This is a genomic window from Mobilisporobacter senegalensis (assembly GCF_003752155.1).
Classification (GTDB): domain Bacteria; phylum Bacillota; class Clostridia; order Lachnospirales; family Lachnospiraceae; genus Mobilisporobacter; species Mobilisporobacter senegalensis.
This window is the reverse complement of sequence record NZ_RJVG01000006.1, coordinates 272,156-297,671: the sequence shown is the minus strand read 5'-3', so window position 1 is coordinate 297,671 and position 25,516 is coordinate 272,156. Positions and strand designations below refer to the sequence as shown.

Sequence of the window (25,516 nt, the reverse complement as noted above, 5' to 3'; positions counted from 1 at the left end):
TAGTTAATCGCATAACTAATTATATCAAAAAATCGCTGTAAGCTCTATGCCTACAGCGATTTTTCTTTTAGGGGAGTTTTTTTACAGCCCCTTTTGATATTTATTTATAATAGTTTCACCACAGTCCCATGTTAAAACTTTTTGATACCTCCAAAAGAGAATTCTTTAAAACTATTTATTCTCTTTCTTTAATATGGAATAAGTTGCACTAAACATTCCAAACAATATCCCGGTAACAGGAAAGACAATCCAGTTGATATACCATTGATTATATACAAAACCACTAATAAGGAAAATTACGACTGCAATAGGCCATACAATGGATGCTACGGCTCCAATTACTTTGTTTTCTTCGGATTTTTTCTTATCAAAGTTATCAATCTTTAATAATTTACTTAAGTTGTCTTTGGTAGAACCATAATATATAAAAATAAATACTGCAATACCGATTATGAAAAGTAGAAGTGATAGTGCATATACAGAAAAACGATCGTCGAAAGCAGAAGAAATAAAGAGTATTATTGGTGCTATAATGCACATAACGACTCCAATAATTACAGATAGTGTATGTTTGGGCATATTTGCTTCATACATTTCTTCCAGATATATTTTTACGCTTGTCGGTAATTCAAAGTCATTTTCTATATATTTATATTTGCTGGTTTTCATATCTGCGTAAATAAATAATCCAACACCAATTGCAATGAGAATAAGTAAAGGTATGAGACTGAGAATTGAGCCTGCTTCCTGTGATACGATTACGAAATATCTGTCTTCACTTAGCTGATGTAATAGAATTAACATTGCTGGCGCCAGAATACATAAAAATACCCCAATACCTATGAGCCTGTTTGCACTTTTCTGGGCATTCAGATAATTATTTGCTTCATCTAAGGTGACTACCGGTAAAGGAGAATCTTTTTCAATACCAAGTTCATTCAATAATTCATCGATGTTACCAAATTCTGATATTACAATACCAATTGCCTCATTTTCAGTTTTGCCATTTTCTTTAAGTTCGTTATATTTATCCTCCATATTGGATAGGATATCATTTTTTAACTTATCCATTTGACTGGTATTTGGCAGACTTGAGAATATGTTTTCCAGATAATTTTTAATTGTTTCCATACTATACCTCCCTAATAAATTGATTTACTACTTCTTTTGTCAATTTCCACTCTTCGCATTTTTCTTTATAGTAGTCCAGACCTGTTTTTGTAATCCTATAGTACGTTCGCCTTTTACCAAAAGTCTCATCTTTATAGAAGGACTCAATAAATCCATTTTTTTCTAAACGGTTGAAAGCGGAATAAAGAGTCGTTTCTTTCATAATATATTTCTCATTAGAAATTTCTTTGATATTCTTTGATATTTCATATCCGTAAGATTCGTGGTCCAAAAGCATGTAAAGAATCATGGTATCATTGTATCCTCGAATTATATCACTGCTTATCACACTTTTACCTCCTTATTATTTATACTTCATCTGTCGTACTTCGCCTGTCATACTATATCTGTCGTAGTAAAGTTAGTATAACATAATTACTACGATAAGTAAAGTAATATTTATTTCAGTTCAGCCATGCAGAAAATAATATATAAAATGCACGTGGGTGCTCGCATACTAAGTGCAGTTTATATATTATTTTCTATATGGCGCTCTGCCCAAGCTCGAAGCCGCGTAGCGGATTCGAGCTTATGGCTGAACTGGAACAGATATTTTTTAATGTATTCTTTAAATTTTCCATGATTCAGTGATAGAAAAAAACTAATCTTGGAAATATTGTTATTTCATAAGGAATCCTATATAATAAGGAACAATAAAAGTGATTGAAATATTAGGAGGCAGTATGAAAATTAGAGATTATCTTAACAAATATAAGTTAATAATAGATGGTGCAATGGGAACTTATTATGCAGAACTTGAGAATAATGAGAATGCAATCTCAGAACTGGCAAATATAACTGCTCCTAAGAAAATTGAATCCATTCACAGGGAATATATAAAAGCTGGGGCCAAATTAATCCGTACCAATACGTTTGCTGCAAGTAAAGAAGTTTTACATATGGATAGAGAAGAATTAAAGGATATGATTCGCAGTGCATACCATATAGCAAAAGCGGCAGTTATTGCAGAAGAAGCAGACGGGGCAAATACCAGACATCAAGTATATATAGCAGGAGACATAGGGCCGATTCCTGAAAATGCTCTATCTGATGAAGAGGAAATTCTTTTGGAATACCAATTGATGGTTGATGTATTCCTGGAAGAAAAAGCAGAAGTGATTCTCTTTGAAACATTTTCAGATTTAAAATATATTATTCCTTTAGTAAAATATATTAAGGGAAAAGATAAAGAAGTTTTTATAATAACAAACTTTTGCATCAATAAAAATGGATATACAACAAGTGGGTTCAGTGCAAGAAAATTGCTTGAAGATCTAAGCAGTATTGATGAAATAGATGCATGCGGCTTTAATTGCGGGATTGGTTCCGGCCATATGTTTGAAAATCTTAAAAAGTTACCATTTCCAGAAAATAAATATATTGTATCAATGCCCAATGCAGGGTATCCGGAACAACTACAGAATCGTATGATATTTACGGATAATGTGAATTACTTTGAAGGCAATTTGAGGCAGATTGCAGAACTTGGAACAGATATGATTGGCGGGTGCTGTGGAACAACGCCGGAATATATTAAAGCTTTACATGAACATATAGATCTGGCGGGAACAGGAAGAGGTGTCCGGGTATCATTTACCCAAAAAGACAATGGATATAAAGAATTATATTCCAATGCATTTTATGATTTGTTTTCCACAGGGAGAAAGGTTATTGCGGTAGAACTCGACCCCCCTTATGATGCAAACTATGATAAAATGATTCAGTGTGCTCATGATATTAAAAAGAGTGGTGCAGATATTATTACAATAGCAGATTCACCAATGGGAAGAAGCCGCGCGGATTCTATTCTTATGAGCATTAGAATTGGAAAAGAAGTTGGAATTCCGGTAATGCCTCATGTGTGCTGCAGGGACCGTAATATGATAGCAATGCGCTCTAGTCTGTTGGGAGCTTATATTAATGACGTAAGAAATCTGTTAGTGGTTACCGGAGATCCGGTTCCCACTGTAAGCAGAGTATCTACTACGGGTGTTTTTGATTATAATTCTATACAGTTAATGAATTTTATAAAGGAAATGAATGAAGAACATTTTATAGAAGCTCCAATCTATTATGGCGGTGCCCTAAATTATGGAAGAGGAAGTATTGATAAAGTAATAGAGCGTATGCAAAGAAAGATTGATGGAGGAGCAAAATATTTTTTAACTCAGCCTATTTATTCAGAGAAAGATATAGAAAGAATAGCATATATCAAAGAACGAATTGATACTAAGATATTATGTGGTATAATGCCTTTAGTAAGTTATCGTAATGCAAATTTTATAAAGAATGAAATCACAGGGATAAATATACCGGATGAAATTATCACCAGATATCATCCTGATATGACGAAGGAAGAAGCTGAGAATGTTGGGGCGTCAATTGCTAATGAGATTATTGAAAAGTTAAGTTCCTTTGCAGATGGATACTATTTTATGCTGCCATTTAACCGGACTAGCTTATTGGATAAGATCATTATTAAATAATGTTATGAAAAAATTAAGAAATATGTAAGAATAATTGTATATTTAAGACTGGGCAGTAAGTTATAATGACAATGTAGATAGATTAATATCTATGGTTTATAGGAGAGTGGATATATGACAAGAGAAGAATTTAGAAAATTAATGAACTCAGGAATCATTCTATTGGATGGGGCAACAGGTACCAATCTTCAAAAAAGAGGCATGCCTGTGGGTGTTTGTCCGGAAGAATGGATTTTAAACCATAGAGAGATATTGATTGATTTACAAAAAGAATATGTAGAATCAGGAAGCAATATTTTATATGCTCCAACGTTCTCAGGAAATCGTATTAAATTAGAAGAATACGGATTGGCAGATAAGATTGAATATATGAATCGCGAACTTGTGAAATTATCCAAAGAAGCTGCCGGTGGAAAAGCTTATGTAGCAGGAGATCTGACTATGACTGGGGAACAGCTTTATCCACTTGGCACATTAACTTTTGAAGAATTGGTGGATATTTATAAGGAACAGATCTCATATATGTTGATGGAAGGGGTGGATTTATTTGTCGTTGAGACTATGATGAGCCTCTCTGAGTGCAGGGCAGCACTTTTGGCAGTAAAAGAAATCTGTGACCTTCCGGTGATGATAAGTTTAACATTTGCAGAAGACCTTAGAACATTATATGGAACAGACCCTGCGACTGCTATCATTGTATTGCAAAGTATGGGAGCAGATGCAGTTGGAGTAAACTGTTCTACCGGCCCAGAACAGATGGCAGATATCGTAGCTCTTATGAAGAAGGTTGCAACAGTACCTATTATCGCCAAACCAAATGCAGGTTTACCACAGTTACATGGTGATGAAACGGTATTTGATATGGGAGCGGACGAATTTGCATCTGGTGTTAAACATCTGGTTGAATGTGGCGCCAGCATAGTAGGTGGATGTTGTGGAACCACTCCTGATCATATAAAAGCCTTAAATGATATCCTAAAGGAAGTGAGACCGCTGCCAATTAGCGATATAAAGATACGGGCATTAACAAGCGAAAGAAAAACTTTAGAGATTGATTTAGATGGCCGTTTACTAATCGTAGGGGAGAGAATCAATCCTACCGGCAAAAAAGCACTCCAAGAGGAATTAAGACAGGGAAAACTCGACATTGTTAATTCTATGGCTGTAGAACAAAAGGAAAATGGTGCGGATATTCTTGATATTAATATGGGTATGAATGGAATCGATGAAAAAGAGATGTTATTAAAAGTGGTTCACGAGATGATAAGAATTTCTGATTTACCACTTTGCATGGATTCCAGCTATAGCGATGTCATAGAAGAAGCTCTTCGTATTTATCCGGGCAGGGCTCTGATTAATTCTATTTCATTAGAAAAAGGAAAAATGGAACGCCTTATTCCAATTGCCAAGAAATACGGAGCTATGTTCATCCTGCTTCCTGTTTCGGAAACAGGACTGCCAAAAGACATTGAGGAGAAAAAACAGATCATCAGAACAATAGTAGAAGAAGCACTAAAGGTAGGTCTATCCAGAGAAGATATTGTAGTAGACGGATTAGTAAATACTATTGGAGCCAATAAAATGGCGGCATTTGAAACGTTAGAAACCATAAGGTTCTGTAAAGAAGATCTGGGTGTTGCCACTATTGTAGGATTATCAAATATATCTTTTGGCTTGCCGGACAGACAATTTATTAACAGTACATTCCTGGCCTTTGCTATTAAAGAAGGACTGACGATGGCTATAGCCAACCCATCCCAGGATCTTTTAATGAACACAGCATATGCTGCAGATTTACTTATGAATAAAGAGGCAGCAGATTTACGTTATATAAATAAGGTCACATCAAAACAGACAGTAATCACTAGTAAGAAAGAGGACAAGCAGAGTGTAAAGAAAGAGGAAAATCATCCTATTTACGATTCTGTAATTAAAGGAAACCGTAATAATATTGTGGATCTTGTTAAAAATTCATTGGAAGAAGGGGCAAGACCCTCAGACATCATCGATGATATCTTAATTCCTGCAATTAATGAAGTTGGTAATTTATTTGATAAGCAGATTTATTTCCTTCCCCAGTTAATTTCAAGTGCAGAGGCAATGAAGACGGCGATAGAGTATCTGGAACCATTGTTAGAACAAGGAGAAGCAAAGAAAAAAATAGGTTCGATAGTAATTGCCACAGTGTCAGGTGACATTCATGATATTGGGAAGAACCTGGTAGTATTAATGCTTAAGAATTATGGATTTGAAGTAATTGATCTGGGAAAAGATGTTTCCACTGATCTGATCATTGAGACTGCCAAAGAGAAGGATGCAGATATTATTGCTCTTTCTGCATTAATGACAACTACAATGGTTGAAATGAAGACGGTAGTTAAAAGGGCAAAAGAGGAAGGCCTGAAGGCAAAAATAATAATTGGCGGAGCTGTTATTACCCAAAGTTATGCTGACGAGATAGGTGCCAATGGATATGCAAAAGACGCAGGAGACACTATTAAAATAGCGAAAAAGCTGCTTAATGTTTTAGATTAGCATCTTAAGATTAAAAATCAGGGTATTTATTATAAGAGTCTGCTTCAGGCTAATAATTTGAAATGGAGAAAAAGAATGGTACAGGAAGAAGTCTTAAGTAAGAAAAAATATTCTCTGGACTTAATTATCCCAAGTTATAAACCAGATAATAAATTCTATCAATTAATGAGAAGGCTGGAAAAACAAACAATAAAACCAGACCATATATTTGTGATCAATACAGAAGAAGAATTCTTAGATATCTCCAGAATTGAGAATATCTCTAATTTAAAGGTAATTCATATTAAAAAAGAAGAATTTGATCATGGTGGAACAAGAAATTTTGGAGCGACTTTAAGTAATGCAGATATTATTCTGTTTATGACTCAGGATGCGGTACCTGCAGATAAATATCTTATTGAGAGAATGTTAGAACCATTTGATAATAAAAATGTAGCAGTTGCTTATGGAAGACAATTAGCCAATAAGGAAGCCGGTTTTATTGAACAATATATAAGAACATTTAATTATCCGGAAAATGATAGTATAAAGTCTGTAAAAGACCTTGATACTCTTGGTATTAAGACTTATTTCTGTTCCAATGTATGTGCTGCATATAAGAGAGAAATATATAATGATCTTGGAGGATTTGTTACTAAAACTATATTTAATGAAGATATGATCATGGCTTCAAAGGTGATAGGTGCCGGTTATTCCATTGGGTATGCAGCCAATGCAAAAGTAATTCATTCTCATAAGTACAGTTATTTCCAGCAATTTACCAGGAATTTTGACTTGGCGGTTTCCCAAAGACAATATAAAGAGATTTTTGAAAACATAAAATCAGAAACAGAAGGGATACGTATGGTAAAGAGCACTGCTAAATATTTACTCCATAAAAAGAAAATCCACCTTATTCCTGATCTGGTTCTTCAAAGTGGTTTTAAATATTTAGGTTTTAAAATGGGATATCACTATGAAAAACTCCCTAAATGGTTAATTCTTAAATTTAGTATGAATAAATCTTTTTGGAAAAATTATTAGATGAGAAGTAACTTGATCTGGAGGGCAATATATGAGTACAGTGGGAATCGTCATGGCGACATATAATGGCGAAAAATATGTAAGAGAGCAGATTGATTCAATTTTGGAAAACACATATACAGATTGGAAGCTATGGCTTTGTGATGATGGTTCGAAAGATGGTACAATTTCTATATTGAAGGAATATGAAGAAAAATACCCTGAGAAGATTATTGTTTATCAGAATCCAAAAAATCTTGGTGTGGTCTTAAATTTTCTTGAAGGTGCAAAAAGGTGTGATACTGACTATGTCATGTTCTGCGATCAAGATGATATATGGATGAAAGACAAGATTCAGCGTACATTGGAATTTTTGAAGAAGGCAGAAGAGAAAGAGGGGAAGGGATATCCCGTTACTGTATTCTCAGATGTAATTGTGGTAGATGCAAATCTCCGGGAGATATATCCTTCTTTTTATCGGGTATCCAGGCTTGATACTAAAAAGCTGGATTTAAATCATCTGCTCATTGAGAATAAATTAATAGGGTGTACTATTATGATGAATTCTGCTATAAAAAACCTATTGACAAATTTACCGAAATCAGCTAGAGTACATGATTGGTGGATCGCTTTAGTAACTTCCGGTTTTGGTAAAATTGAATATTTACCAAAAGCGACCTTACTTTACAGACAACATGGAAATAATGTAATAGGAAACCAAAGTTTTTTAAATTATGTGCAAAATCGGATTAAAAATCTGCAAAAGCAAAAGCAGATATTATTAGACACACAAAGGCAGGCATATGAATTCTTCCAGATATATAAAGAACAATTATCTCAGGAGAATAAAAAAGTGATTTATGATTTTGCAACTCTTTATAGGAAAAACTGGTTTCAAAGAAGATACATTATTCTCACCAGGGGCTATCTTAAAACAGGTTTAATTAGAAACTTAGGAGTATTCTTAATTATTTAGAGGAGTAAAAGATGGATAGAAAAAAAGAATATAAAACATATATTGAGCGCAACAGTAAAGGGGATACTGGTTTACAGGAAAGAGATATCGCGTTTAATCATGTAGACGATGATATGGATGATAAAGAAAGAAGAAAACAGGGATATATCAAGAAGAAGCGCAGAAACCGGGCAATTAAAAGGACTTTCCTTGGGCTTTTACTGGCATTATCCATTATTGCCGGATGGGCGATTGCTACATTTGAGACTCAGGTAAATGCAGTGCTGAACAGAATGGATCGTGATCCGTCCACTGATTTATCTACAGTAGAGCTGGATGATGACCTATTAACTTCTGATAAGGACGTAATTAATATACTTTTAGTTGGTTCAGATAAACGTGCTACCTGGACTGAATCAGGAAGATCGGATTCAACTATGATAGCAACCCTGGATCTAAAACATAAAAGGTTGAAACTAACTTCTTTAATGAGAGATATGTATGTGCCGATCCCAGGACATGGTGATGACCGGTTTAATGCATCTTATGCTTACGGTGGAGTTAAATTGCTTTATGAAACAATTGCAACGAACTTTGGTATTAAATTAGATGGCTATGTAATCGTGGATTTTACGGCATTCCAGGCGGTAATCGATACCGTTGGCGGAGTTGAGATAGAACTTACGGATAAAGAATATAAATATTTAACAACTGCTTATCATAGAGGCTCTGTCCTTAATGTGAAGCCAGGGCTGAATAATTTAAACGGAGAGCAGGCTCTGGCCTATACAAGGATCAGACAGGATGCAGAAGGCGATTTTGGACGTACAAGAAGACAAAGAGATGTACTGCAATCGATCTTTAATGAAGCAAAAGGGATGTCACTCTCTGAATTAGTGAAATTAACAGAAACTATGATGCCTTATCTGGCTACAGATTTGACCAATGAAGAGATTCTTTCTTATATTAAATCAGTAGTAATGTTAGGTACAACAGAAATTGATCAAATGAGAATTCCCGTGGATAACTCATTTAGCCAGGCACGTATCAGAAATATGGCTGTTTTAATTCCGGACATAGCAATAAATACCCAGGAACTAAATGACTTTATCTTTAATTATGATGGGAAAGAGAACACTTTGGAAACGGTGGCAGAGACATCGGAAGATAGTAATTTAAATCAATAACAAGAGATTATATTAGATATGACAAATTAGTATAGCTTATAATAAAGTAGATAAAATATGAAAAAATGAGGTAAAATAAAGGTTTACCTCATTTTTTTATTGTTTACTCCTTGTACTTAAGCACTTTAATTTGCTAAATCGCAGCTTGACAAAAGAAATGTATATTGATACAATACAAACAATCAATTGCCCCATTACAGGGAACTGTAGTGAAGGGCTTTTTGCATATGGATCATAGTCTTGAAAGGAGAGTAAACCATGAGAAAGATGGTATTATCTATATTAGTTGACAATACTTCAGGTGTTTTAAGTCGAGTTGCGGGTTTATTTAGCAGAAGAGGATATAATATTGACAGTTTAACAGTTGGTGAAACACAGGATCCGTCTCTTTCAAGAATGACAGTAGTCGTAAATGGTGATGATCAGATTCTGGAGCAGATTGAAAAACAACTTAATAAATTAGAAGATGTACAAGAGATTAAGGAACTGGTGGAAGGTGAATCTGTCTGCAGGGAACTTGTATTAGTAAAAGTAGAGGCAGATGTAGCACAAAGACAATCAGTCATTGCAGTGGCAGATATTTTCAGAGCAAAGATTGTAGATGTTGCAAAAGATTCCCTGATGGTGGAATTAACCGGTAATCAGGCTAAGATTGATGCATTCATTAATCTATTAGATGGTTTAGTAATTAAAGAATTGGTGAGAACAGGAATCACAGGCCTCACAAGAGGATCTGGGGATATTTCAGACTACATAGATTAGTTTTACTTTACACGAATGGAAGAAATTAAAATAAATATTTCTTTCGATTAGTCAATAGTATATAAAAATTATTTTAGGAGGAAACAAAAATGGCAAAGATTTTTTATCAGGAAGATTGTAACCTATCATTATTAGAAGGTAAGACAGTAGCTGTCATTGGTTATGGTAGCCAGGGGCATGCACATGCACTTAATGCAAAGGAGTCAGGTGTTCATGTTATCATAGGTCTTTACGAAGGAAGTAATTCATGGAGTAAAGCTGAGAAAGCTGGATTTGAAGTATATACAGCAGCAGAAGCTGCAAAGAGAGCAGACGTCATTATGATTCTTATTAATGATGAAAAGCAGGCAAAGTTGTATAATGAATCTATAGCTCCAAACCTGGAAGCAGGTAATGTATTAATGTTCGCACATGGTTTTGCGATTCATTTTGGTCAGATTATACCTCCTAAAGATGTAGATGTAATTATGATCGCTCCAAAAGGACCAGGACATACAGTTAGAAGTCAATATTTAGAAGGTCAAGGTGTTCCTTGCCTTATAGCAGTTCATCAGGATGCTTCTGGTAAAGCTCATGACATTGGACTTGCATATTCTCTGGCAATCGGCGGTGCAAGAGCAGGTGTTTTACAGACTACATTCAGAGAAGAAACAGAAACAGACCTTTTTGGTGAACAAGCAGTTCTTTGTGGTGGTGTAACCCAACTTATGAAGACTGGTTTTGAAGTATTAGTAGAAGCTGGATATGAACCAGAAAGTGCATATTTTGAATGTATTCATGAAATGAAACTCATTGTAGACTTAATTAATGAAAGTGGTTTTGCAGGAATGAGATATTCTATTTCTAATACAGCAGAATACGGTGATTATATCACCGGACCAAAAATTATTACGGAAGATACAAAGAATGCCATGAGACAAGTATTAAAAGATATCCAGGAAGGTGTATTTGCCCGTAACTGGTTATTGGAAAATCAAGTGGGTTGTCCAAATTTCTTAGCAAAGAGAAGAAAAGAATCAGAACATCAACTGGAAACTGTAGGCGCAGAACTTCGTAAGATGATGAGCTGGACAAATAAAGATAAATTAATTAATAATTAATTGTATTAAGGGGACTGTCCCATTAACGATTGAAAAATCGTAGATGGGACAGTATTTTTTTGTCTATTTTTATAGTTTTTGTGAATAGCTCAGGTTACTAATGTAAAAAATGTGAAAAAAGTATGAATTAATATCAGAACTAAACGTATTATTATACAAGGAATTATGGAAAAATTTTGTATATTGTATAAAATTATACATAATTCCCCATAAAATTGTAGAAAATTTTGTATTTTTGTATATATTTGTTGATAATTGGCGAATATTCTGATAATATATACGTATAAATATTACGTAACATTAGGAGGAGATAGTTATGCTCAACAATTTGAAGGTTCGCAGTAAAATCTTTGTTCTAGTTATTCTATCATTTGCTTCAATTATTTTTCTTTCAATTTTTGCACTTATTTTAATTAATAATACAAATGAGTTTGCCATGAAAGAGATTGAAACAACGGTTAGAAGTGATTACGATGAATCTATAAAAGAACAGGTTACAAATGTAATTTCATTGCTGGATACAATATATGCTAAGTATGAAAATGGAGAATATACATTAGAAGAAGCTAAATTGATCAGTGCAGATATTATTCGTGAACTGCGTTATAAAGAAGGCGGATATTTTTGGATAGACACTGTAGAAGGTGATAATGTAGTATTGCTTGGGAACGATACAGAAGGGACAAACCGTTTAGAAGCTAAGGATGCTAACGGTAAACCAATGATAAAAGAATTAATTGCAGCAGCTAAAAATCCAGAAGGTGGTTATGTAGACTATGCTTTCCCAAAAGAAGGAGAAACAGAGGCATCACCAAAACGTGGTTACACAAAACTATTTGAACCATATGGATGGGTGGTTGGTACGGGAAATTATACAGATGATATTGATAATTTAATCTCTGATATGGCATCCCAGCAATCAGCTCAGCTTGCCAAATTTATAATGACATTGATTGCAGTACTTATAATTATTTTAGCTTTAATGATTATTTTATCAATTATTATATCAAGAAATATAGTAGTAGGATTGAATAGTGCTATGGGTGTACTTAAAAAAGTTGAGGTTGGTGATTTAACCAGTGAGATCAGCGAGAAAGACCTTAAGAGAAAAGACGATTTTGGTATATTGGCAAATGCTTTAAACAATATGCAATTATCAGTAGGGATGTTAATCAAGAAGGTTCAGGAAGAATCCAAAGTGATGCAGAATATAGTTTCAGACATAACAAAGAGTTATAATGAATTAAACAGTACTATTGAAAGTGTATCTGCAACCACAGAAGAGATAGCAGCGGGAATGGAAGAGACTGCTGCATCATCCGAAGAGATCAGTGCCACAGCACAGGAAATTGAATCTGCAGCAAGAAATATTGCAGTAAGAGCAGGCGAGGGGACAAATCAGGTAGTTGAGATAAGGCAAAGAGCCAGTGATACGAAAGATATGGCAGATCAATCACAGGTCAGAGCGAACCAAATAAAGAAAGAGATCGGGAGCAAGCTGGGGAATGCTTTAGAAAAAGCAAAAGTCGTGGAAGAAATCAATGTACTATCCGACTCTATTATGGATATCACTACCCAGACTAATTTATTGGCTCTCAATGCTGCAATTGAAGCAGCCAGAGCAGGAGAAGCAGGAAAAGGTTTTAGTGTTGTTGCTGATGAGATCCGTAATCTTGCAGAACAATCAAAAGGTAGTGTTTTAAAAATACAGGACGTTACAGAAGTTGTTGTAGGAGCAGTTAAGAATCTGGCAGATAGCGCAAAAGATTTATTAGAATATGTATCAGGAGAAGTAACGGAAGATTATAATAAACTTCGGGAAGTTGCAGATTCTTATAGCAGCGATTCTAATAATGTGGATGAGATGATCACTGAATTTAGTGCTACTTCAGAAGAATTGCTGGCATCTGTAAATAATGTACTTCAGGCAATTCATGAAGTTGCAAGAGCTTCTAATGAGGGAGCCCAGGGAACGACAGATATTGCGGAAAAGAGTATGGATATAACGAATCAATCCAATAATATTATGAGTCTGATTGAGCAGTCTAAAGAATCGTCAGATATGTTATATGAGGAAACTCAAAAATTTACTGTCAGATAGCTGAGAGAAGATTATTATATATTAAATAATTGATGGATTGAGGAAGATGGGGGCTTTCAATTACAAGTTATTATGTTAAAATTGGCTTACGAAGAAATATTAGAAATGAGAGAATGTAATGAGTTATAATTATTCAGAGATTACCAGTTACTTACTTGACTGGTATGATTTAAATGCAAGGATCTTACCTTGGAGAGACAACCCAAAGCCTTATTATGTATGGATATCAGAAATCATGCTTCAACAGACCAGAGTAGAAGCGGTGAAGCCGTATTTTGATCGATTTATTACTAATTTGCCGGATATTAAAGCTTTAGCCATGGCAGAAGAGGATAAACTTTTAAAACTGTGGGAAGGATTAGGATATTATAACCGGGTCCGAAATCTTCAAACGGCGGCTATCACCATAATGAACGAGTATGATGGTGTTCTGCCCCCATCTTATAATGAACTTTTAAAATTGAAAGGAATTGGTCCATATACAGCTGGAGCAATAGCCTCTATTGCATATCAGATTCCGGTTCCCGCCATTGATGGTAATGTATACAGGGTCACAAAAAGAATTGCAGGAAGTTTTGATGATATAACAAAAGCCAGTGTACAGAAAGAATTGGAAAAAGATCTGCTTGTAATTATTCCAAAAGACAGGCCGGGTGACTTTAATCAGGCATTAATGGAGCTGGGAGCGACTATATGTATTCCCAATGGAAAACCACTTTGTGAGAAATGCCCGGTGATGCATTTATGCAGGGGATTTCGGAATGGAACTATGTGCAGTATTCCTATCAAACCAGAGAAGAAAAAGAGAAAGCTGGAAGACAGAACAATTCTGGTAATAGAATATCAGGATAAGATTGCAATCAGGAGAAGAGAAAATAAAGGCTTACTTGCAGGATTATGGGAACTTCCAAGTGTAGATGGGAAATTAAACATCATAGAAGGAGAAGAGTATTCGTCAAAATATATTGGCAACATAAAAAGTTTAGAATCCCTTGGAGAAGAAAAGCACATATTTTCTCACATTGAATGGAGAATGGTTGGCTATCGTATACGTCTTAACAAGATAATGGAAGATAATAATCTTATATGGGTAACGAGAGAAGAGATAGAAGAGAAATATACATTACCCTCCGCATTTGAAGCATATATAAAGAAAATATAAATAAAAGAAAAGCAGCCTGTAAAAGTTGCTTTTCTTTTATTTATATGAAGTTATAAAAGCCTAAAAGGGTTTAAATATTTTTTGAAAAAATTATACCTTATCCTGAATAGGAGTTCCCGCTAATCCATATAGCATTAAATCATATAATTCTTTTAATAAATTTTTATTTCTATTCTTCAATATTTCAGGCTGCTGAACAACATCCTGATACATTTTTAGATAAATAGTAGCAGCTTCAATAGAAAGATCCCTGCGTATATAGCCGTCTTTATGTCCTTTTTCAATAAATTTTTCTACGATATAAGGATATCTGCGTTTATAAATATCATCTATCAATTTCTTAATTTCAGGATCAGTATTTAACAAAGCTTGTAGAAGAAGGTCCAGATTAGTATGTTCAATAAAATCATCCTGCATGGATATGGCACGTTTCATTAGCTCAGGAAAAGGCCGGTCAGACTCCCATAATTCCTTTTTGGCTTTCAAGCTGCTTTCCAACAGGTTTATGATGATATCTTTTACCATTTCTTCCTTACTCCCAAAATAGTTATAAATACTGGCAGGTGCAACTCCTGCCTTTTGGGCGATTTCATTAATACTTGTTTTATCTGTGCCATACGCACAAAAAAGTTCCAATGCAGCACTGCGTATTTTATCTTTTTTTAACTCTGTTCTGCGTTCATATCCGTTCATGTATTTCACCTCATTGTAATGATATCAAAAGTTTTATAATGAGTCAATATAAAACATATAAAACTTGTTGACAAAAGTTTTTCAATAGAATATTATAGAGATATTATAACATATTATTATAAAACATATAAAATATATAAAACAGGAGGAATGAATATGGATATAATTGATATTCAAAAGCTGACTAAATCTTTTGGTACGACACAGGCATTAAAGGGAATCAATCTTACAGTTAAGCAAGGAGAAGTACATGGATTTATTGGTCCTAACGGCGCTGGTAAATCAACAACTATCAGGATCTTACTAGGCATTTTGCGAAAAACATCAGGAAAAATCACACTGCTTGGCAAAGATCCGTGGAAGGATGCAGTAGAACTCCATCGTCAGCTCATCTATGTTCCAGGAGATGTAACACTATGGCCGGATTTGTCCGGAGGGGAAGTGATTGACCTGCTTGGACGCATACATGGAGGGCTTAATGTTTCAAGGAAAAAACAGCTGTTGGAACGATATCAGCTTGATCCTACTAAAAAAAGCAGAACTTACTCGAAAGGAAACCGCCAGAAAGTAGCTTTGGTAGCAGCCTTTTCCTGTGATGCCCAATTATACCTTCTGGATGAACCGACCTCAGGACTTGATCCGCTGATGGAAGCAATCTTTCAGGAATGTGTGGCTGAAGTAAAAAAAGCCGGTAAAACAGTATTATTGTCAAGTCATATTTTATCAGAAGTGGAGACACTTTGTGATAGGGTAAGTATTATCCGCAAAGGTCAGATTGTAGAATCAGGAACCTTATCCGGGCTTCGTCATCTGACCCGGACTACCATTAATGTTGAGACAAAAACCTCTGTCCCAGGGCTTGAAAAAATCCATGGGATATATGATGTATCAAAAAATGGTCTGAAGTATTGCTTTTCTGTGGATTCTACTGCAATGGCAGAAGTGATGGAAGTATTGGTGCCCCGGGGAATCCAATTTTTGACTGCCGAGCCTCCTAGTTTGGAAGAACTGTTCATGCGCCATTATGGCGATGATATTAGTGAAAAAGGAGGGATTTAAAGATGCGGGCCAGTGATTTTACAGGTACTAAAACATTGTTTAAATTATTTCTGCGCAGGGATCAGTTCTTACTTCCAATATGGATATTGGTTCCATCCATTCTTGTTTTTATAACTGCAGGAACTTTCGCTGCCATGGCTACTCAGGGACTTGACAGTGTTCTGACTGAATTCAATAAAGACCCTTTGATTTCTGCACTTCTTGGCCCTGCGATTTCTATTGATCTTTCAGGAGCCATTGTATGGAGAGGAACCTCCCAAATTGCCCTTGTCCTGGGGATTGGCAGCCTGCTCACTGTAATTCGGCACACTCGTACAGATGAAGAGACAGGCCGCAGTGAATTGATCCGTGCATATGTAATAGGTCCTTTTGCCAATTTGACGGCTGCAGTGGGGTTGACCGTTATTGGAAATCTGATAGCAGGGATACTCATTGGGTTAAGTATTATTATTCTTGGCGGTGAACCCGCAGGCTCTTTTTTGTACGGAGCAACTATGGCAACGGTTGGTTTCTTTTTTTCCGGATTAGGTGCTTTAGGAGTTCAGCTCAGGGAAAATAGTGGAACAGCCAGAGGGATTGGGATAACAGCCCTTGGGCTTGGGCTGGCAATGGCGATTTTGAATAATTTCAGAGGTGGGGATACTTTCTTAAAATGGATCAATCCCATGGCATGGCAGCGCCTTACCCAGCCATTTGCCGGAAATTATGGCTGGAATCTATTATACTTTATTGCCATTGGAATGATATTTACAGTGATTGCTTATATACTTTCCATTCACAGAGATTTAGGAGCAGGTATTCTGACCGCACGTTCTGGTCCTTTTGAAGCACCGCCCCATTTTTCCGGTCCACTGGCATTGGCTTGGAGGCTTCATAAGAAAAGTTTCATAGGCTGGATAGTGGGGACAGTATTATATATCGCTGCATTTTCGGCTATTTCACCAGGGTTATCCAGTACGGGGGGAATGAGCGACTGGCTATCGAGTCTGGGAGGAACAAACTGGTCTAATGAGGTAGGTCTGGGATACGTCTTTATTAGCATCAGTATCTATCTGATATCACTTTTTGTGTCTTTTTATGCTATGAGTGCCGTATTACAGTTAAAAAAAGAAGAAAATGAAGGCAGAGTAGAAATGTTGGTAGATAAACAGATTGGCAGGATTCGATGGATGGGCAGTCATTTAATCATAGCATATCTTGGTTCTGCCTTATTGATGGTTATCATGGGTGTTGCAGGGGGATTTACTTATGGAATGATTGCAGGGAATTTAAGGAATGAATTCTGGCATATTTTTGGTATGTGCATTTCAAAAATACCGCCTGTGTGGATACTGTTAGGGGTAACAGCCTTATTGTATGGAGCATGTCCTAAAATAACAGCCTTAGGGTGGGGAATCTGGTTGTCATTTACCATCTTGGAATTTGCATGGGAAGGGCAGATTATTGATTGGTCAATAATGTGCATTTCTCCTTTCTCCTATGTCCATTATACTATTAATATTTTAGAGCTGCCACTAATGCCTCTGTTTTGGATGATCTGTATTTCAGTTATATTAACAGGTATTGGATTACTTGGATTTAGAAATAGAGATATTTTGACAAAAGCATAGCCGAATATATCAAACTAAGATATAAGGAGCTGGCCTACTAAATTGTAGGTCGTCTACATAGAAATAGAATGTTTATCACATCAATATCTAAAATGTGATAAACGTCACTAACGTAGAAAGGGCGCCGCACAATTTTAGTGCGTCAGCCCTTTTTTATAAAATTGAATAAATTTTTCCATGGAATTGGAGAGAACGGCTTTATTGGAATAAGCAAATCCGATTTCTCTTTTCTGAATAGGAAAATCTAATGGAATCTCTATTAAGGTACCTGACGCCAGGTCTTTTTTGACAAAGTCTTTAATGACACAGGCAATGCCGAGGCCAATTCTTGCAAATTCAATCAACAGATCCATATTACTGATTTCCAGGGCATTATTTATCTGGATATTATTTCGATAGAAATAGTCATCAATATAGTGTCTGGTAATGTTTTCTTCATCTAACAGAAGAATATTAGCTGTCTGAAAAATATCAGCATGATCATTTAATTCTCTTAATTTTAGATTCTCAACATATGTCTTTGTGGCAACAAAAACATCTTCGATCTCATCAATGGAATAAAAATCAAGTTCTTTTAAATTATCAGGTTTGCCTATTAATCCAATATCAATTTTATTCTCTTCCAGGAGTTTCATTGTGTGAAATGTGGATTGGCAGCTGATACTTATTTTTATATGTGGATTATCCTTGATAAATTTCTTAAGATACGGCAAAAGAATATATTTACATAAAGTTGTGCTCACACCAATGCGTATATGGCCAATTTCTAATTCATTAATCTTTCGGATGGTATCTTCCCCTTTTATGAGGGAATCAAATGCTTTTCTTGTATGTTCATATAGAACTTTTCCCTCATCAGTCAACTTTACCCCTCTGGAGTTTCTTATGAAAAGAGGAATATCGAGATTTTGTTCGAGTTTACTAATTGCTTTACTAATAGCAGGCTGGCTTATATAAAGTTCTTTTGCTGCTTTTGAAATATTACCTGTCTCTGCAACTGTATTAAAGATATGATATAGAGATAAATTCTGTTCCATAGTAAACTCCTTTGAGCTGATGATTATCAGCTTTCACTTTATAACCTGAATTCATAGTAATCATTCATTATATGTATTTCTATTATAACAAAGAATATGCTATAATATCAACATAAAGTTTCTAGGAGGAATAATCTATGGGAATGACCATGACACAGAAGATATTGGCTGCTCATGCAGGTTTAGACCAAGTGCATGCCGGGCAATTAATCGAAGCCGATTTAGATTTAGTTTTAGGAAATGATGTTACTGCTCCAGTGGCAATCCGTGAGATGGAAAAGATGAATACAAAAGGTGTATTTCATAAAGATAAGATTGCATTAGTTCCTGATCATTTTACTCCCAATAAAGATATAAAATCAGCAGAACATTGTAAGTGCGTACGTGAATTCGCAAAAGATCATGATATTACAAATTACTTTGAAATTGGTGAGATGGGGATAGAACATGCTTTGTTACCAGAAAAAGGATTGGTTGTTGCTGGAGATGTAGTGATCGGTGCAGATTCCCATACTTGTACTTATGGAGCTCTTGGAGCATTTTCAACCGGAGTGGGAAGTACGGATATGGCAGCAGGTATGGCAATAGGAAAAGCATGGTTTAAAGTACCTAGTGCCATCAAGTTTATTCTTACTGGGAAACCGGCTGAATGGGTAAGCGGTAAAGATGTGATCTTACATATTATTGGAATGATAGGTGTGGATGGTGCACTCTATAAATCCATGGAGTTTGTTGGAGATGGAATTAAAAATCTATCTATGGATGACCGTTTTTCTATGGCTAATATGGCAATCGAAGCCGGTGCCAAGAATGGAATCTTTCCAGTAGATGAGCAGGTAATAGAATATATGAAAGAACATTCAACCAAAGAATGCACAGCATATGAAGCGGATGAAAATGCAGTGTATGATGAAACTTATACCATCGACTTATCCCAGTTAAGACCGACCATTGCATTTCCCCATCTTCCTGAAAATACAAGATCCATTGATGAAGTAGGAGAGATTGAAATTGACCAGGTTGTAATTGGCTCTTGTACCAATGGACGTATTGATGATTTGAGAATTGCGGCGAAAGTATTAAAGGGACGGAAGGTTGCAAAAGGGATGAGAGTTATTATATTCCCGGCAACACAAGCAATTTACCTCCAAGCTATGGAAGAAGGGTTATTAGCAACTTTCATTAAAGCAGGAGCAGTTGTGAGTACTCCAACTTGTGGACCGTGCCTGGGAGGGCATATGGGAATTCTAGCCGCAGGAGAACGGGCAGTTGCAACTACCAACCGTAATTTTGTAGGTAGAATGGGTCATGTAGATTCAGAAGTTTATCTTGCCAGCCCGGCTGTAGCGGCAGCCAGTGCGGTAACCGGTAAGATTTCAGGTCCAGAGGAATTAGGTCTATAGATTTGGAAAGAACAGCCTTACAGAATATATATTAGGAGGTCATATATGAAAGCACGAGGTATAGTACACAAATATGGTGATAATGTGGATACGGATGTAATCATACCAGCTAGATATTTGAATTCATCAGATCCGGCAGAACTTGCGAAGAAATGTATGGAAGACATCGATAAAGATTTTGTAAATAGAGTAAAACCAGGTGATATCATGGTTGCCAATAAAAACTTTGGTTGCGGTTCATCAAGAGAACATGCTCCAATTGCTATTAAAGCAGCAGGGATCAGCTGTGTTATTGCCGAAACATTTGCAAGGATCTTTTATCGCAATGCAATCAATATTGGTCTTCCCATTATCGAATGTCCGGAAGCTGCCAGAGACATTGAAGCTGGAGATGAAGTTGAAGTCGATTTTGATAGTGGTATCATCTATGATAAAACCAAAGGAACAGAGTATACAGGTCAGGCATTTCCGGAATTTATGCAAAAGATAATTAAAGCAGAAGGACTGATTAATTATATTAATGAGAAGAATTAATGTAGAAATTGTCTTTAGTGTATAATTTGGTAGCTAAATATATTATAAATTACAGTTCAGCCATAAGCTCGATTTTGCTACGCTGCATCTCGTTTAGGCAGAGCGCCATATAGAAATCAACTTAGAAATTACCCTTAGTGTGCGATTTAGTAGCTAAATATATTATAAATTACAGTTCAGCCATAAGCTCGATTTCGCTTTGCTGCATCTCGCTTAGGCAGAGCGCCATATAGAAATCAACTTAGAAATTACCCTTAGTGTGCAAGCACCCACGGGCTATTTCTAAGTTGATTTCTGCATGGCTGAACTGTATCAAAATATAATAGATTGTTTATAGTTTTTTTATGGAATAAATCCTCAGAATATTGTATATTGGACATGAGGTGAAGAAAATGAATCGGTTTAGACAGTTTATGTCTGGTAGATATGGTTTTGATCAGTTTTCCCAAGGGTTAGTAATTCTTTCATTGGTAATTTCTCTTATTGGAACTCTGACTCGTAGCAACATATTAATTACAGTTTCTTATATTCCTTTTATATATGCCATTTATCGTATTTTATCCAAAGATATTAATAAGCGTATGAAAGAGAATTATCAGTATACTATGTTTATAAATACTGTAAAGGGCAAATTTCTAAAGGGTAAACGAAATGTGACCGGAACGAAAACTCATAAATATTACACTTGTCCGAAATGTAAGACAACCATACGCGTACCCAGAGGCAAAGGTAAGATCTGTATTACTTGTCCAAAGTGCAGAACAGAATTTATAAAGAGGACATAATCAAAAGTGTTAGTAGGTGTAAGTATGAATACCAGAGAGGATATAATTAAATATTGTCTTTCTTTTCCTGGCACTTATGAGGATTATCCATTCCACGATAGTAATGTAACGGTGATGCGCTGCTTTGGAAATAAAAAGACATTTGCCATGGTTTTTAACAGGTCTGATTATTTATGGATTAATATAAAATGCGATCCGGAATGGATTGATTTTTGGAGAAATGCTTATTCATCTATTATCCCAGGCTATCATATGAATAAAAAATACTGGAATACCATAATCATGGATGGTTCAGTTCCAGATAAGGATATAGAAAGATTATTGTTGGAAAGTTATGATTTAGTCAAGCCAAAGAAGAAAAAATAAATATATCTCATTGTGAAGGGAGTCATTCAGACTTCCTTTTTTGTATATAATTAAAATGGTTAAGCAAATATTTAAACACTAAAGTTAAAATTTTGCAAAGCCTTTATACTGAAATCAATGATATAATTAATGTGTTAAATATGGGCAGATCAAGATTCACTAGCAATACTAAAGTATTAATTAAGTATTGGCATGTATTAGGGTTAGGGGGATTGCACAATGACTTATAGAGCATTAGTGGCTGATGACGAAGATATTATTCGCAGAGGAATTATAAGGCTATTGAAAAAATATGACACAATAGAAGTAGTAGCTGAAGCTGAAGATGGAGAAATTGCATTGGAAATAGCAGAAAAAACACAGTTAGATGTATTATTTGTGGATATTAATATGCCATTTCTGAATGGATTCCAATTTATCGAGAAATTAAAAGAAATTCAACCCAATGCTGTAGTGATCATAATAACCGGATATGATGATTTCGAATATGCCAGGCAGGCTTTAAGGCTCGGTGTGAATGAATATCTACTAAAGCCCCTTATGGAGGAGACTTTTAATTATTCACTTGATAAAGTGATCAAAATAATAGAAGAGAAGAATTCCGGGCAAAAGTATATTGATCAGGCTAAAAAATTATTGAATGACAATAGTACAAAGATTATTACAGATACCATCAATAAATGGTTAAAAGGACATTACAGTAATATAGATTTTTTAGAAAAGGCAGACTATTTATCCATTAAATTACCGAATCCATTTCTTATCACTTTAATTCATTTAGAATATATGGAAAATGGAGAGGTGGAGGATAAATGGGATAACGATTTATTATATTACGCAGCGGAAAACATAGCAAAAGAAGTTTTTGAAGAATTATCACCTATTTATTCATTCCGGGATAGTAATAACAATCTGGTATTAATATCAGAAAGTATAAATAGAAGTAATTTAAATGAGATAAATAATAAATACTATGAAACAGTTTCTGCATATTTACCGGCGAAGATCATAATGCTTCAGGAAGTCGGGGGAGAATACCAGGAAATTCTAAGTCATTACAGAGTTCTTACCAGAAATATGAATGAAATTGTAAAATGTCCAAATCCAATTAAAATTGCGAAAGAGTATATTGAGAAAAATTATAATAAGGAGGACTTTTCTTTATTAGATATGGCAGATTATATGAATCTGTCACCACAGCATCTAAGCAGGCTCTTTAAAAAAGAAGTGGGAATTACATTTGTTGATTATCTTACAAGAGTCCGCACCCGTAAATCCATTGAATTACTATGCCAACATGACATGAAAATATATGAAATTGCAGAAAAAGTAGGATATTCTTCCCAACATTATTTCAGCAGCGTTTTTAAAAAGGAAACGGGAATGTCACCAGTTGATTATAGAAAAAATGTATTAGATAAAAATATAAATTATAATTAAAAAATTATAGACCAAATACTCAAAAGATAATTGATAAATAATACAAACGAGGAGGATATAATTTGAAACGGTTACTAAAAGATAAAAAGAACAGCAGGAAAGATCTAAAGAGTATTAGAACAATCATACGAAAGAATACAATTTCTATATTAACAATAGCAATTCTCTTAATTAGCGGCTGTGCAATTATGGCTAACTATTTTGGTACGATTAATCTGCTTGAAAAGAATATGACAGTGACAGCCCAGATTGCAGCTGATGACGTATCCAGCAAACTTGAAGGGTATCTCAATATGATTTCTGAATTGGCATATGATAGTACTTTTGATACGGATTATGTGAATGCAGAAGATATTATATGCAGGAACCGTTTAGAGAGATTTGTAAAGCGGAATGGATTTATTTCTGCCACTTATTGTGATGCAAACGGTTTATGCAGTAACGGCAGTGATGTCTCAAAGGAACAATATTTTATAGATTCTAAAACTAATTTAAAGCCAGAAGTGGCAGATCTTATCATCTCAAAAGAAACTGGAGAATTATCAACGGTTTTTACTGCACCCATTGTAAAAGACGATTTGTTTAAAGGGATGATAATTGTAGTAGGGGATGCGACAATATTAAGTGATTTAGTAAAACAAATCAATATTGGGAAGACAGGCAGTGGTTATATCATTAATAAAAATGGTGATATTATAGCCCACAATGACATAGAGAAGGTTCTGGAGCAACATAACCCCATTGAATTATCAAAAAAGAATCCTTCCTATAAGAAAATAGCATCTATTCAGCAAAAGATGATTCGGGGCGAAAAAGGTTTTGAACAATATTATTCAGATGGAAAGAGAAAAATAGAATCTTATGCACCAATTTTGAACTCAAATGGATGGAGCATAGGTGTATCTGCTTCTTCCTTTGAATTTACTCAAAGTATATATTTAACAGTATTTATCATTATATTAATAACGTTAGCAATATTGTATCTTGTGAATTTGGCAGTCAGGAAGATGGCTGGTATCATTACTGCACCAATTACTTTATGTACTGATCGTATTAAATTGTTATCTGGTGGAGATCTGACAACAGAGATCCCAACCATTACGTCACAGGAAGAAGGAGCAATACTTGCGGCACAGATCGCTAAAACAATTGAAGAACTACATAATGTGATCACAGATATTAAATATTGTTTAAAAAGAATGTCAGAAGGTAATTTTGATATCAGTATCACAAGGGAATATAGTGGGGATTTTGCACCAATTAAGATTGCAATTTTAGATATTGTGAATGAGCTGAATAATACACTGCGGCAAATACAAAATTCTTCTGAATCAGTCGCAAAGAATTCAAATCAGGTATTAGAAGGAGCACAATTTCTATCTGAAGGAGCAACTGGGCAGGCAATCTCCGTATCAAAGGTTAATAATACCATTAATAATATCACGTTGCAGATTGAGAGTAACTCAAAAAGTGCCCAGAATGCAACAGAAATGGTAAACAATGCACGAGAAGTTATTGAGCAGGGGAAAACCCAGATGATGGAAGTTGTCCAATATATGCATCAGATAGATGAAGCTTCCACAAAAATAAGTTATATTATAAAAGAGATTGAGGAAATTGCTGATCAAACAAACTTGCTTGCTTTAAATGCTGCCATAGAAGCAGCAAGAGCCGGAGAAGCAGGAAAAGGATTTACGGTTATTGCAGAGAATGTGGGGCAGCTTGCCGCGAAGAGCGCGCAGGCAACAAAAACGACAACAGAATTAATCAGTAATACCATCTATTTATCACAGAATGGAAATAAAATAGCGGATAATGCCACAGAATCACTTGGCAGGATAATTGAAGCAACGAGCAACATAACAGAATATGTGAATAAGATTACCGGTGATTCTATGAAACAGGCTCAGGCAATGGGCAAAGTATCAAAAGAAGTGGAAGAAATATCAGCAATTGTGGAAGAAAATGCTGCAACAGCAGAAGAAAGTTCCGCAATTAGTGAACAATTAACAGATCAAATGAATCATTTAAATGATTTAGTTATGAAATTTAGTTTAAAAGAAGTATAGAAAGATAGCACCTGACCTTAAGGCCAGGTGCTAAATTTTTATTCTGGGTATCTAATCTTT

At 35.2% G+C, this 25,516-nt stretch carries 21 protein-coding genes; 17 read left to right on the top strand and 4 right to left on the bottom strand.

Annotated elements, in window-relative coordinates:
• Window positions 1-171: 171 nt before the first annotated feature.
• Complete coding sequence (locus EDD66_RS11750; protein ID WP_123609777.1) at window positions 172-1,131, bottom strand: permease prefix domain 1-containing protein; 960 nt, start codon at window positions 1,129-1,131, stop codon at window positions 172-174.
• 1 nt (window position 1,132) lies between these two features.
• A complete protein-coding gene (locus EDD66_RS11745; RefSeq protein ID WP_334295114.1) occupies window positions 1,133-1,420 on the bottom strand; it encodes a PadR family transcriptional regulator in 288 nt (95 codons plus the stop codon).
• 433 nt (window positions 1,421-1,853) lie between these two features.
• On the opposite strand from EDD66_RS11745, the gene EDD66_RS11740 reads away from it, so the two are divergent.
• The 9 genes from EDD66_RS11740 to mutY all read left to right on the top strand — a co-directional run bounded on the left by EDD66_RS11740 (window position 1,854) and on the right by mutY (window position 14,460).
• Window positions 1,854-3,656, top strand: a complete 1,803-nt coding sequence (locus EDD66_RS11740; RefSeq protein ID WP_123609775.1) for a bifunctional homocysteine S-methyltransferase/methylenetetrahydrofolate reductase — start codon at window positions 1,854-1,856, stop codon at window positions 3,654-3,656.
• 114 nt (window positions 3,657-3,770) lie between these two features.
• Complete coding sequence (locus EDD66_RS11735; protein WP_123609774.1) at window positions 3,771-6,191, top strand: homocysteine S-methyltransferase family protein; 2,421 nt, start codon at window positions 3,771-3,773, stop codon at window positions 6,189-6,191.
• Between the two features lie 75 nt (window positions 6,192-6,266).
• Window positions 6,267-7,214, top strand: a complete 948-nt coding sequence (locus EDD66_RS11730; RefSeq protein WP_123609773.1) for a glycosyltransferase family 2 protein — start codon at window positions 6,267-6,269, stop codon at window positions 7,212-7,214.
• A gap of 31 nt (window positions 7,215-7,245) precedes the next feature.
• Window positions 7,246-8,169, top strand: coding sequence for a glycosyltransferase family 2 protein (locus EDD66_RS11725; RefSeq protein WP_123609772.1), 924 nt, complete (start codon window positions 7,246-7,248; stop codon window positions 8,167-8,169).
• An 11-nt stretch (window positions 8,170-8,180) separates the two neighbouring features.
• Window positions 8,181-9,335 (top strand): LCP family protein, encoded by a 1,155-nt coding sequence (locus tag EDD66_RS11720; RefSeq protein ID WP_123609771.1) that lies wholly within the window; start codon window positions 8,181-8,183, stop codon window positions 9,333-9,335.
• Between the two features lie 258 nt (window positions 9,336-9,593).
• A complete protein-coding gene (ilvN, locus tag EDD66_RS11715) occupies window positions 9,594-10,097 on the top strand; it encodes an acetolactate synthase small subunit (RefSeq protein ID WP_123609770.1) in 504 nt (167 codons plus the stop codon).
• 89 nt (window positions 10,098-10,186) lie between these two features.
• A complete protein-coding gene (gene ilvC, locus EDD66_RS11710; protein WP_123609769.1) occupies window positions 10,187-11,197 on the top strand; it encodes a ketol-acid reductoisomerase in 1,011 nt (336 codons plus the stop codon).
• A gap of 316 nt (window positions 11,198-11,513) precedes the next feature.
• On the top strand, window positions 11,514-13,298 hold the full coding sequence (locus EDD66_RS11705; protein WP_123609768.1) for a methyl-accepting chemotaxis protein: 1,785 nt from the start codon (window positions 11,514-11,516) through the stop codon (window positions 13,296-13,298).
• Window positions 13,299-13,416: 118 nt separating this feature from the next.
• Entirely contained in the window at window positions 13,417-14,460 is a 1,044-nt protein-coding gene (gene mutY / locus EDD66_RS11700) for an A/G-specific adenine glycosylase (protein ID WP_123609767.1), read from the top strand.
• 90 nt (window positions 14,461-14,550) lie between these two features.
• On the opposite strand, the gene EDD66_RS11695 is transcribed toward mutY, so the two are convergent.
• The gene (locus tag EDD66_RS11695; protein WP_123609766.1) at window positions 14,551-15,153 is read right to left on the bottom strand and encodes a TetR/AcrR family transcriptional regulator; all 603 of its coding nucleotides are present in this window, start codon (window positions 15,151-15,153) and stop codon (window positions 14,551-14,553) included.
• A 156-nt stretch (window positions 15,154-15,309) separates the two neighbouring features.
• Here EDD66_RS11695 and EDD66_RS11690 point away from each other — a divergent pair, with 156 nt between their 5' ends.
• Window positions 15,310-16,212, top strand: a complete 903-nt coding sequence (locus tag EDD66_RS11690) for an ABC transporter ATP-binding protein (protein WP_123609765.1) — start codon at window positions 15,310-15,312, stop codon at window positions 16,210-16,212.
• Between the two features lie 2 nt (window positions 16,213-16,214).
• Window positions 16,215-17,822: an ABC transporter permease gene (locus EDD66_RS11685; protein ID WP_123609764.1), complete on the top strand. Its 1,608-nt coding sequence runs from the start codon at window positions 16,215-16,217 to the stop codon at window positions 17,820-17,822.
• A gap of 134 nt (window positions 17,823-17,956) precedes the next feature.
• On the opposite strand, the gene EDD66_RS11680 is transcribed toward EDD66_RS11685, so the two are convergent.
• The gene (locus tag EDD66_RS11680; RefSeq protein WP_123609763.1) at window positions 17,957-18,859 is read right to left on the bottom strand and encodes a LysR family transcriptional regulator; all 903 of its coding nucleotides are present in this window, start codon (window positions 18,857-18,859) and stop codon (window positions 17,957-17,959) included.
• Between the two features lie 137 nt (window positions 18,860-18,996).
• On the opposite strand from EDD66_RS11680, the gene leuC reads away from it, so the two are divergent.
• The 6 genes from leuC (at window position 18,997) to EDD66_RS11650 (ending at window position 25,456) form a co-directional block, all read left to right on the top strand.
• The gene (leuC, locus tag EDD66_RS11675) at window positions 18,997-20,262 is read left to right on the top strand and encodes a 3-isopropylmalate dehydratase large subunit (protein ID WP_123609762.1); all 1,266 of its coding nucleotides are present in this window, start codon (window positions 18,997-18,999) and stop codon (window positions 20,260-20,262) included.
• 45 nt (window positions 20,263-20,307) lie between these two features.
• Window positions 20,308-20,796 (top strand): 3-isopropylmalate dehydratase small subunit, encoded by a 489-nt coding sequence (gene leuD / locus EDD66_RS11670; RefSeq protein ID WP_123609761.1) that lies wholly within the window; start codon window positions 20,308-20,310, stop codon window positions 20,794-20,796.
• A 392-nt stretch (window positions 20,797-21,188) separates the two neighbouring features.
• Entirely contained in the window at window positions 21,189-21,581 is a 393-nt protein-coding gene (locus tag EDD66_RS11665) for a hypothetical protein (RefSeq protein WP_123609760.1), read from the top strand.
• A gap of 24 nt (window positions 21,582-21,605) precedes the next feature.
• A complete protein-coding gene (locus EDD66_RS11660) occupies window positions 21,606-21,947 on the top strand; it encodes an MmcQ/YjbR family DNA-binding protein (RefSeq protein ID WP_123609789.1) in 342 nt (113 codons plus the stop codon).
• Between the two features lie 219 nt (window positions 21,948-22,166).
• On the top strand, window positions 22,167-23,387 hold the full coding sequence (locus EDD66_RS11655; RefSeq protein WP_123609759.1) for a response regulator transcription factor: 1,221 nt from the start codon (window positions 22,167-22,169) through the stop codon (window positions 23,385-23,387).
• Window positions 23,388-23,449: 62 nt separating this feature from the next.
• On the top strand, window positions 23,450-25,456 hold the full coding sequence (locus tag EDD66_RS11650) for a methyl-accepting chemotaxis protein (RefSeq protein ID WP_123609758.1): 2,007 nt from the start codon (window positions 23,450-23,452) through the stop codon (window positions 25,454-25,456).
• Window positions 25,457-25,516: the final 60 nt, after the last annotated feature.

What these genes read in the sequence shown, in the direction of transcription:
- EDD66_RS11750 (WP_123609777.1), bottom strand. Translation starts at nt 1,131, where the DNA reads ATGGAAACAATTAAAAATTATCTGGAAAACATATTCTCAAGTCTGCCA.
- EDD66_RS11745 (WP_334295114.1), bottom strand. Translation starts at nt 1,420, where the DNA reads ATGATTCTTTACATGCTTTTGGACCACGAATCTTACGGATATGAAATA.
- EDD66_RS11740 (WP_123609775.1), top strand. Translation starts at nt 1,854, where the DNA reads ATGAAAATTAGAGATTATCTTAACAAATATAAGTTAATAATAGATGGT.
- EDD66_RS11735 (WP_123609774.1), top strand. Translation starts at nt 3,771, where the DNA reads ATGACAAGAGAAGAATTTAGAAAATTAATGAACTCAGGAATCATTCTA.
- EDD66_RS11730 (WP_123609773.1), top strand. Translation starts at nt 6,267, where the DNA reads ATGGTACAGGAAGAAGTCTTAAGTAAGAAAAAATATTCTCTGGACTTA.
- EDD66_RS11725 (WP_123609772.1), top strand. Translation starts at nt 7,246, where the DNA reads ATGAGTACAGTGGGAATCGTCATGGCGACATATAATGGCGAAAAATAT.
- EDD66_RS11720 (WP_123609771.1), top strand. Translation starts at nt 8,181, where the DNA reads ATGGATAGAAAAAAAGAATATAAAACATATATTGAGCGCAACAGTAAA.
- ilvN (WP_123609770.1), top strand. Translation starts at nt 9,594, where the DNA reads ATGAGAAAGATGGTATTATCTATATTAGTTGACAATACTTCAGGTGTT.
- ilvC (WP_123609769.1), top strand. Translation starts at nt 10,187, where the DNA reads ATGGCAAAGATTTTTTATCAGGAAGATTGTAACCTATCATTATTAGAA.
- EDD66_RS11705 (WP_123609768.1), top strand. Translation starts at nt 11,514, where the DNA reads ATGCTCAACAATTTGAAGGTTCGCAGTAAAATCTTTGTTCTAGTTATT.
- mutY (WP_123609767.1), top strand. Translation starts at nt 13,417, where the DNA reads ATGAGTTATAATTATTCAGAGATTACCAGTTACTTACTTGACTGGTAT.
- EDD66_RS11695 (WP_123609766.1), bottom strand. Translation starts at nt 15,153, where the DNA reads ATGAACGGATATGAACGCAGAACAGAGTTAAAAAAAGATAAAATACGC.
- EDD66_RS11690 (WP_123609765.1), top strand. Translation starts at nt 15,310, where the DNA reads ATGGATATAATTGATATTCAAAAGCTGACTAAATCTTTTGGTACGACA.
- EDD66_RS11685 (WP_123609764.1), top strand. Translation starts at nt 16,215, where the DNA reads ATGCGGGCCAGTGATTTTACAGGTACTAAAACATTGTTTAAATTATTT.
- EDD66_RS11680 (WP_123609763.1), bottom strand. Translation starts at nt 18,859, where the DNA reads ATGGAACAGAATTTATCTCTATATCATATCTTTAATACAGTTGCAGAG.
- leuC (WP_123609762.1), top strand. Translation starts at nt 18,997, where the DNA reads ATGGGAATGACCATGACACAGAAGATATTGGCTGCTCATGCAGGTTTA.
- leuD (WP_123609761.1), top strand. Translation starts at nt 20,308, where the DNA reads ATGAAAGCACGAGGTATAGTACACAAATATGGTGATAATGTGGATACG.
- EDD66_RS11665 (WP_123609760.1), top strand. Translation starts at nt 21,189, where the DNA reads ATGAATCGGTTTAGACAGTTTATGTCTGGTAGATATGGTTTTGATCAG.
- EDD66_RS11660 (WP_123609789.1), top strand. Translation starts at nt 21,606, where the DNA reads ATGAATACCAGAGAGGATATAATTAAATATTGTCTTTCTTTTCCTGGC.
- EDD66_RS11655 (WP_123609759.1), top strand. Translation starts at nt 22,167, where the DNA reads ATGACTTATAGAGCATTAGTGGCTGATGACGAAGATATTATTCGCAGA.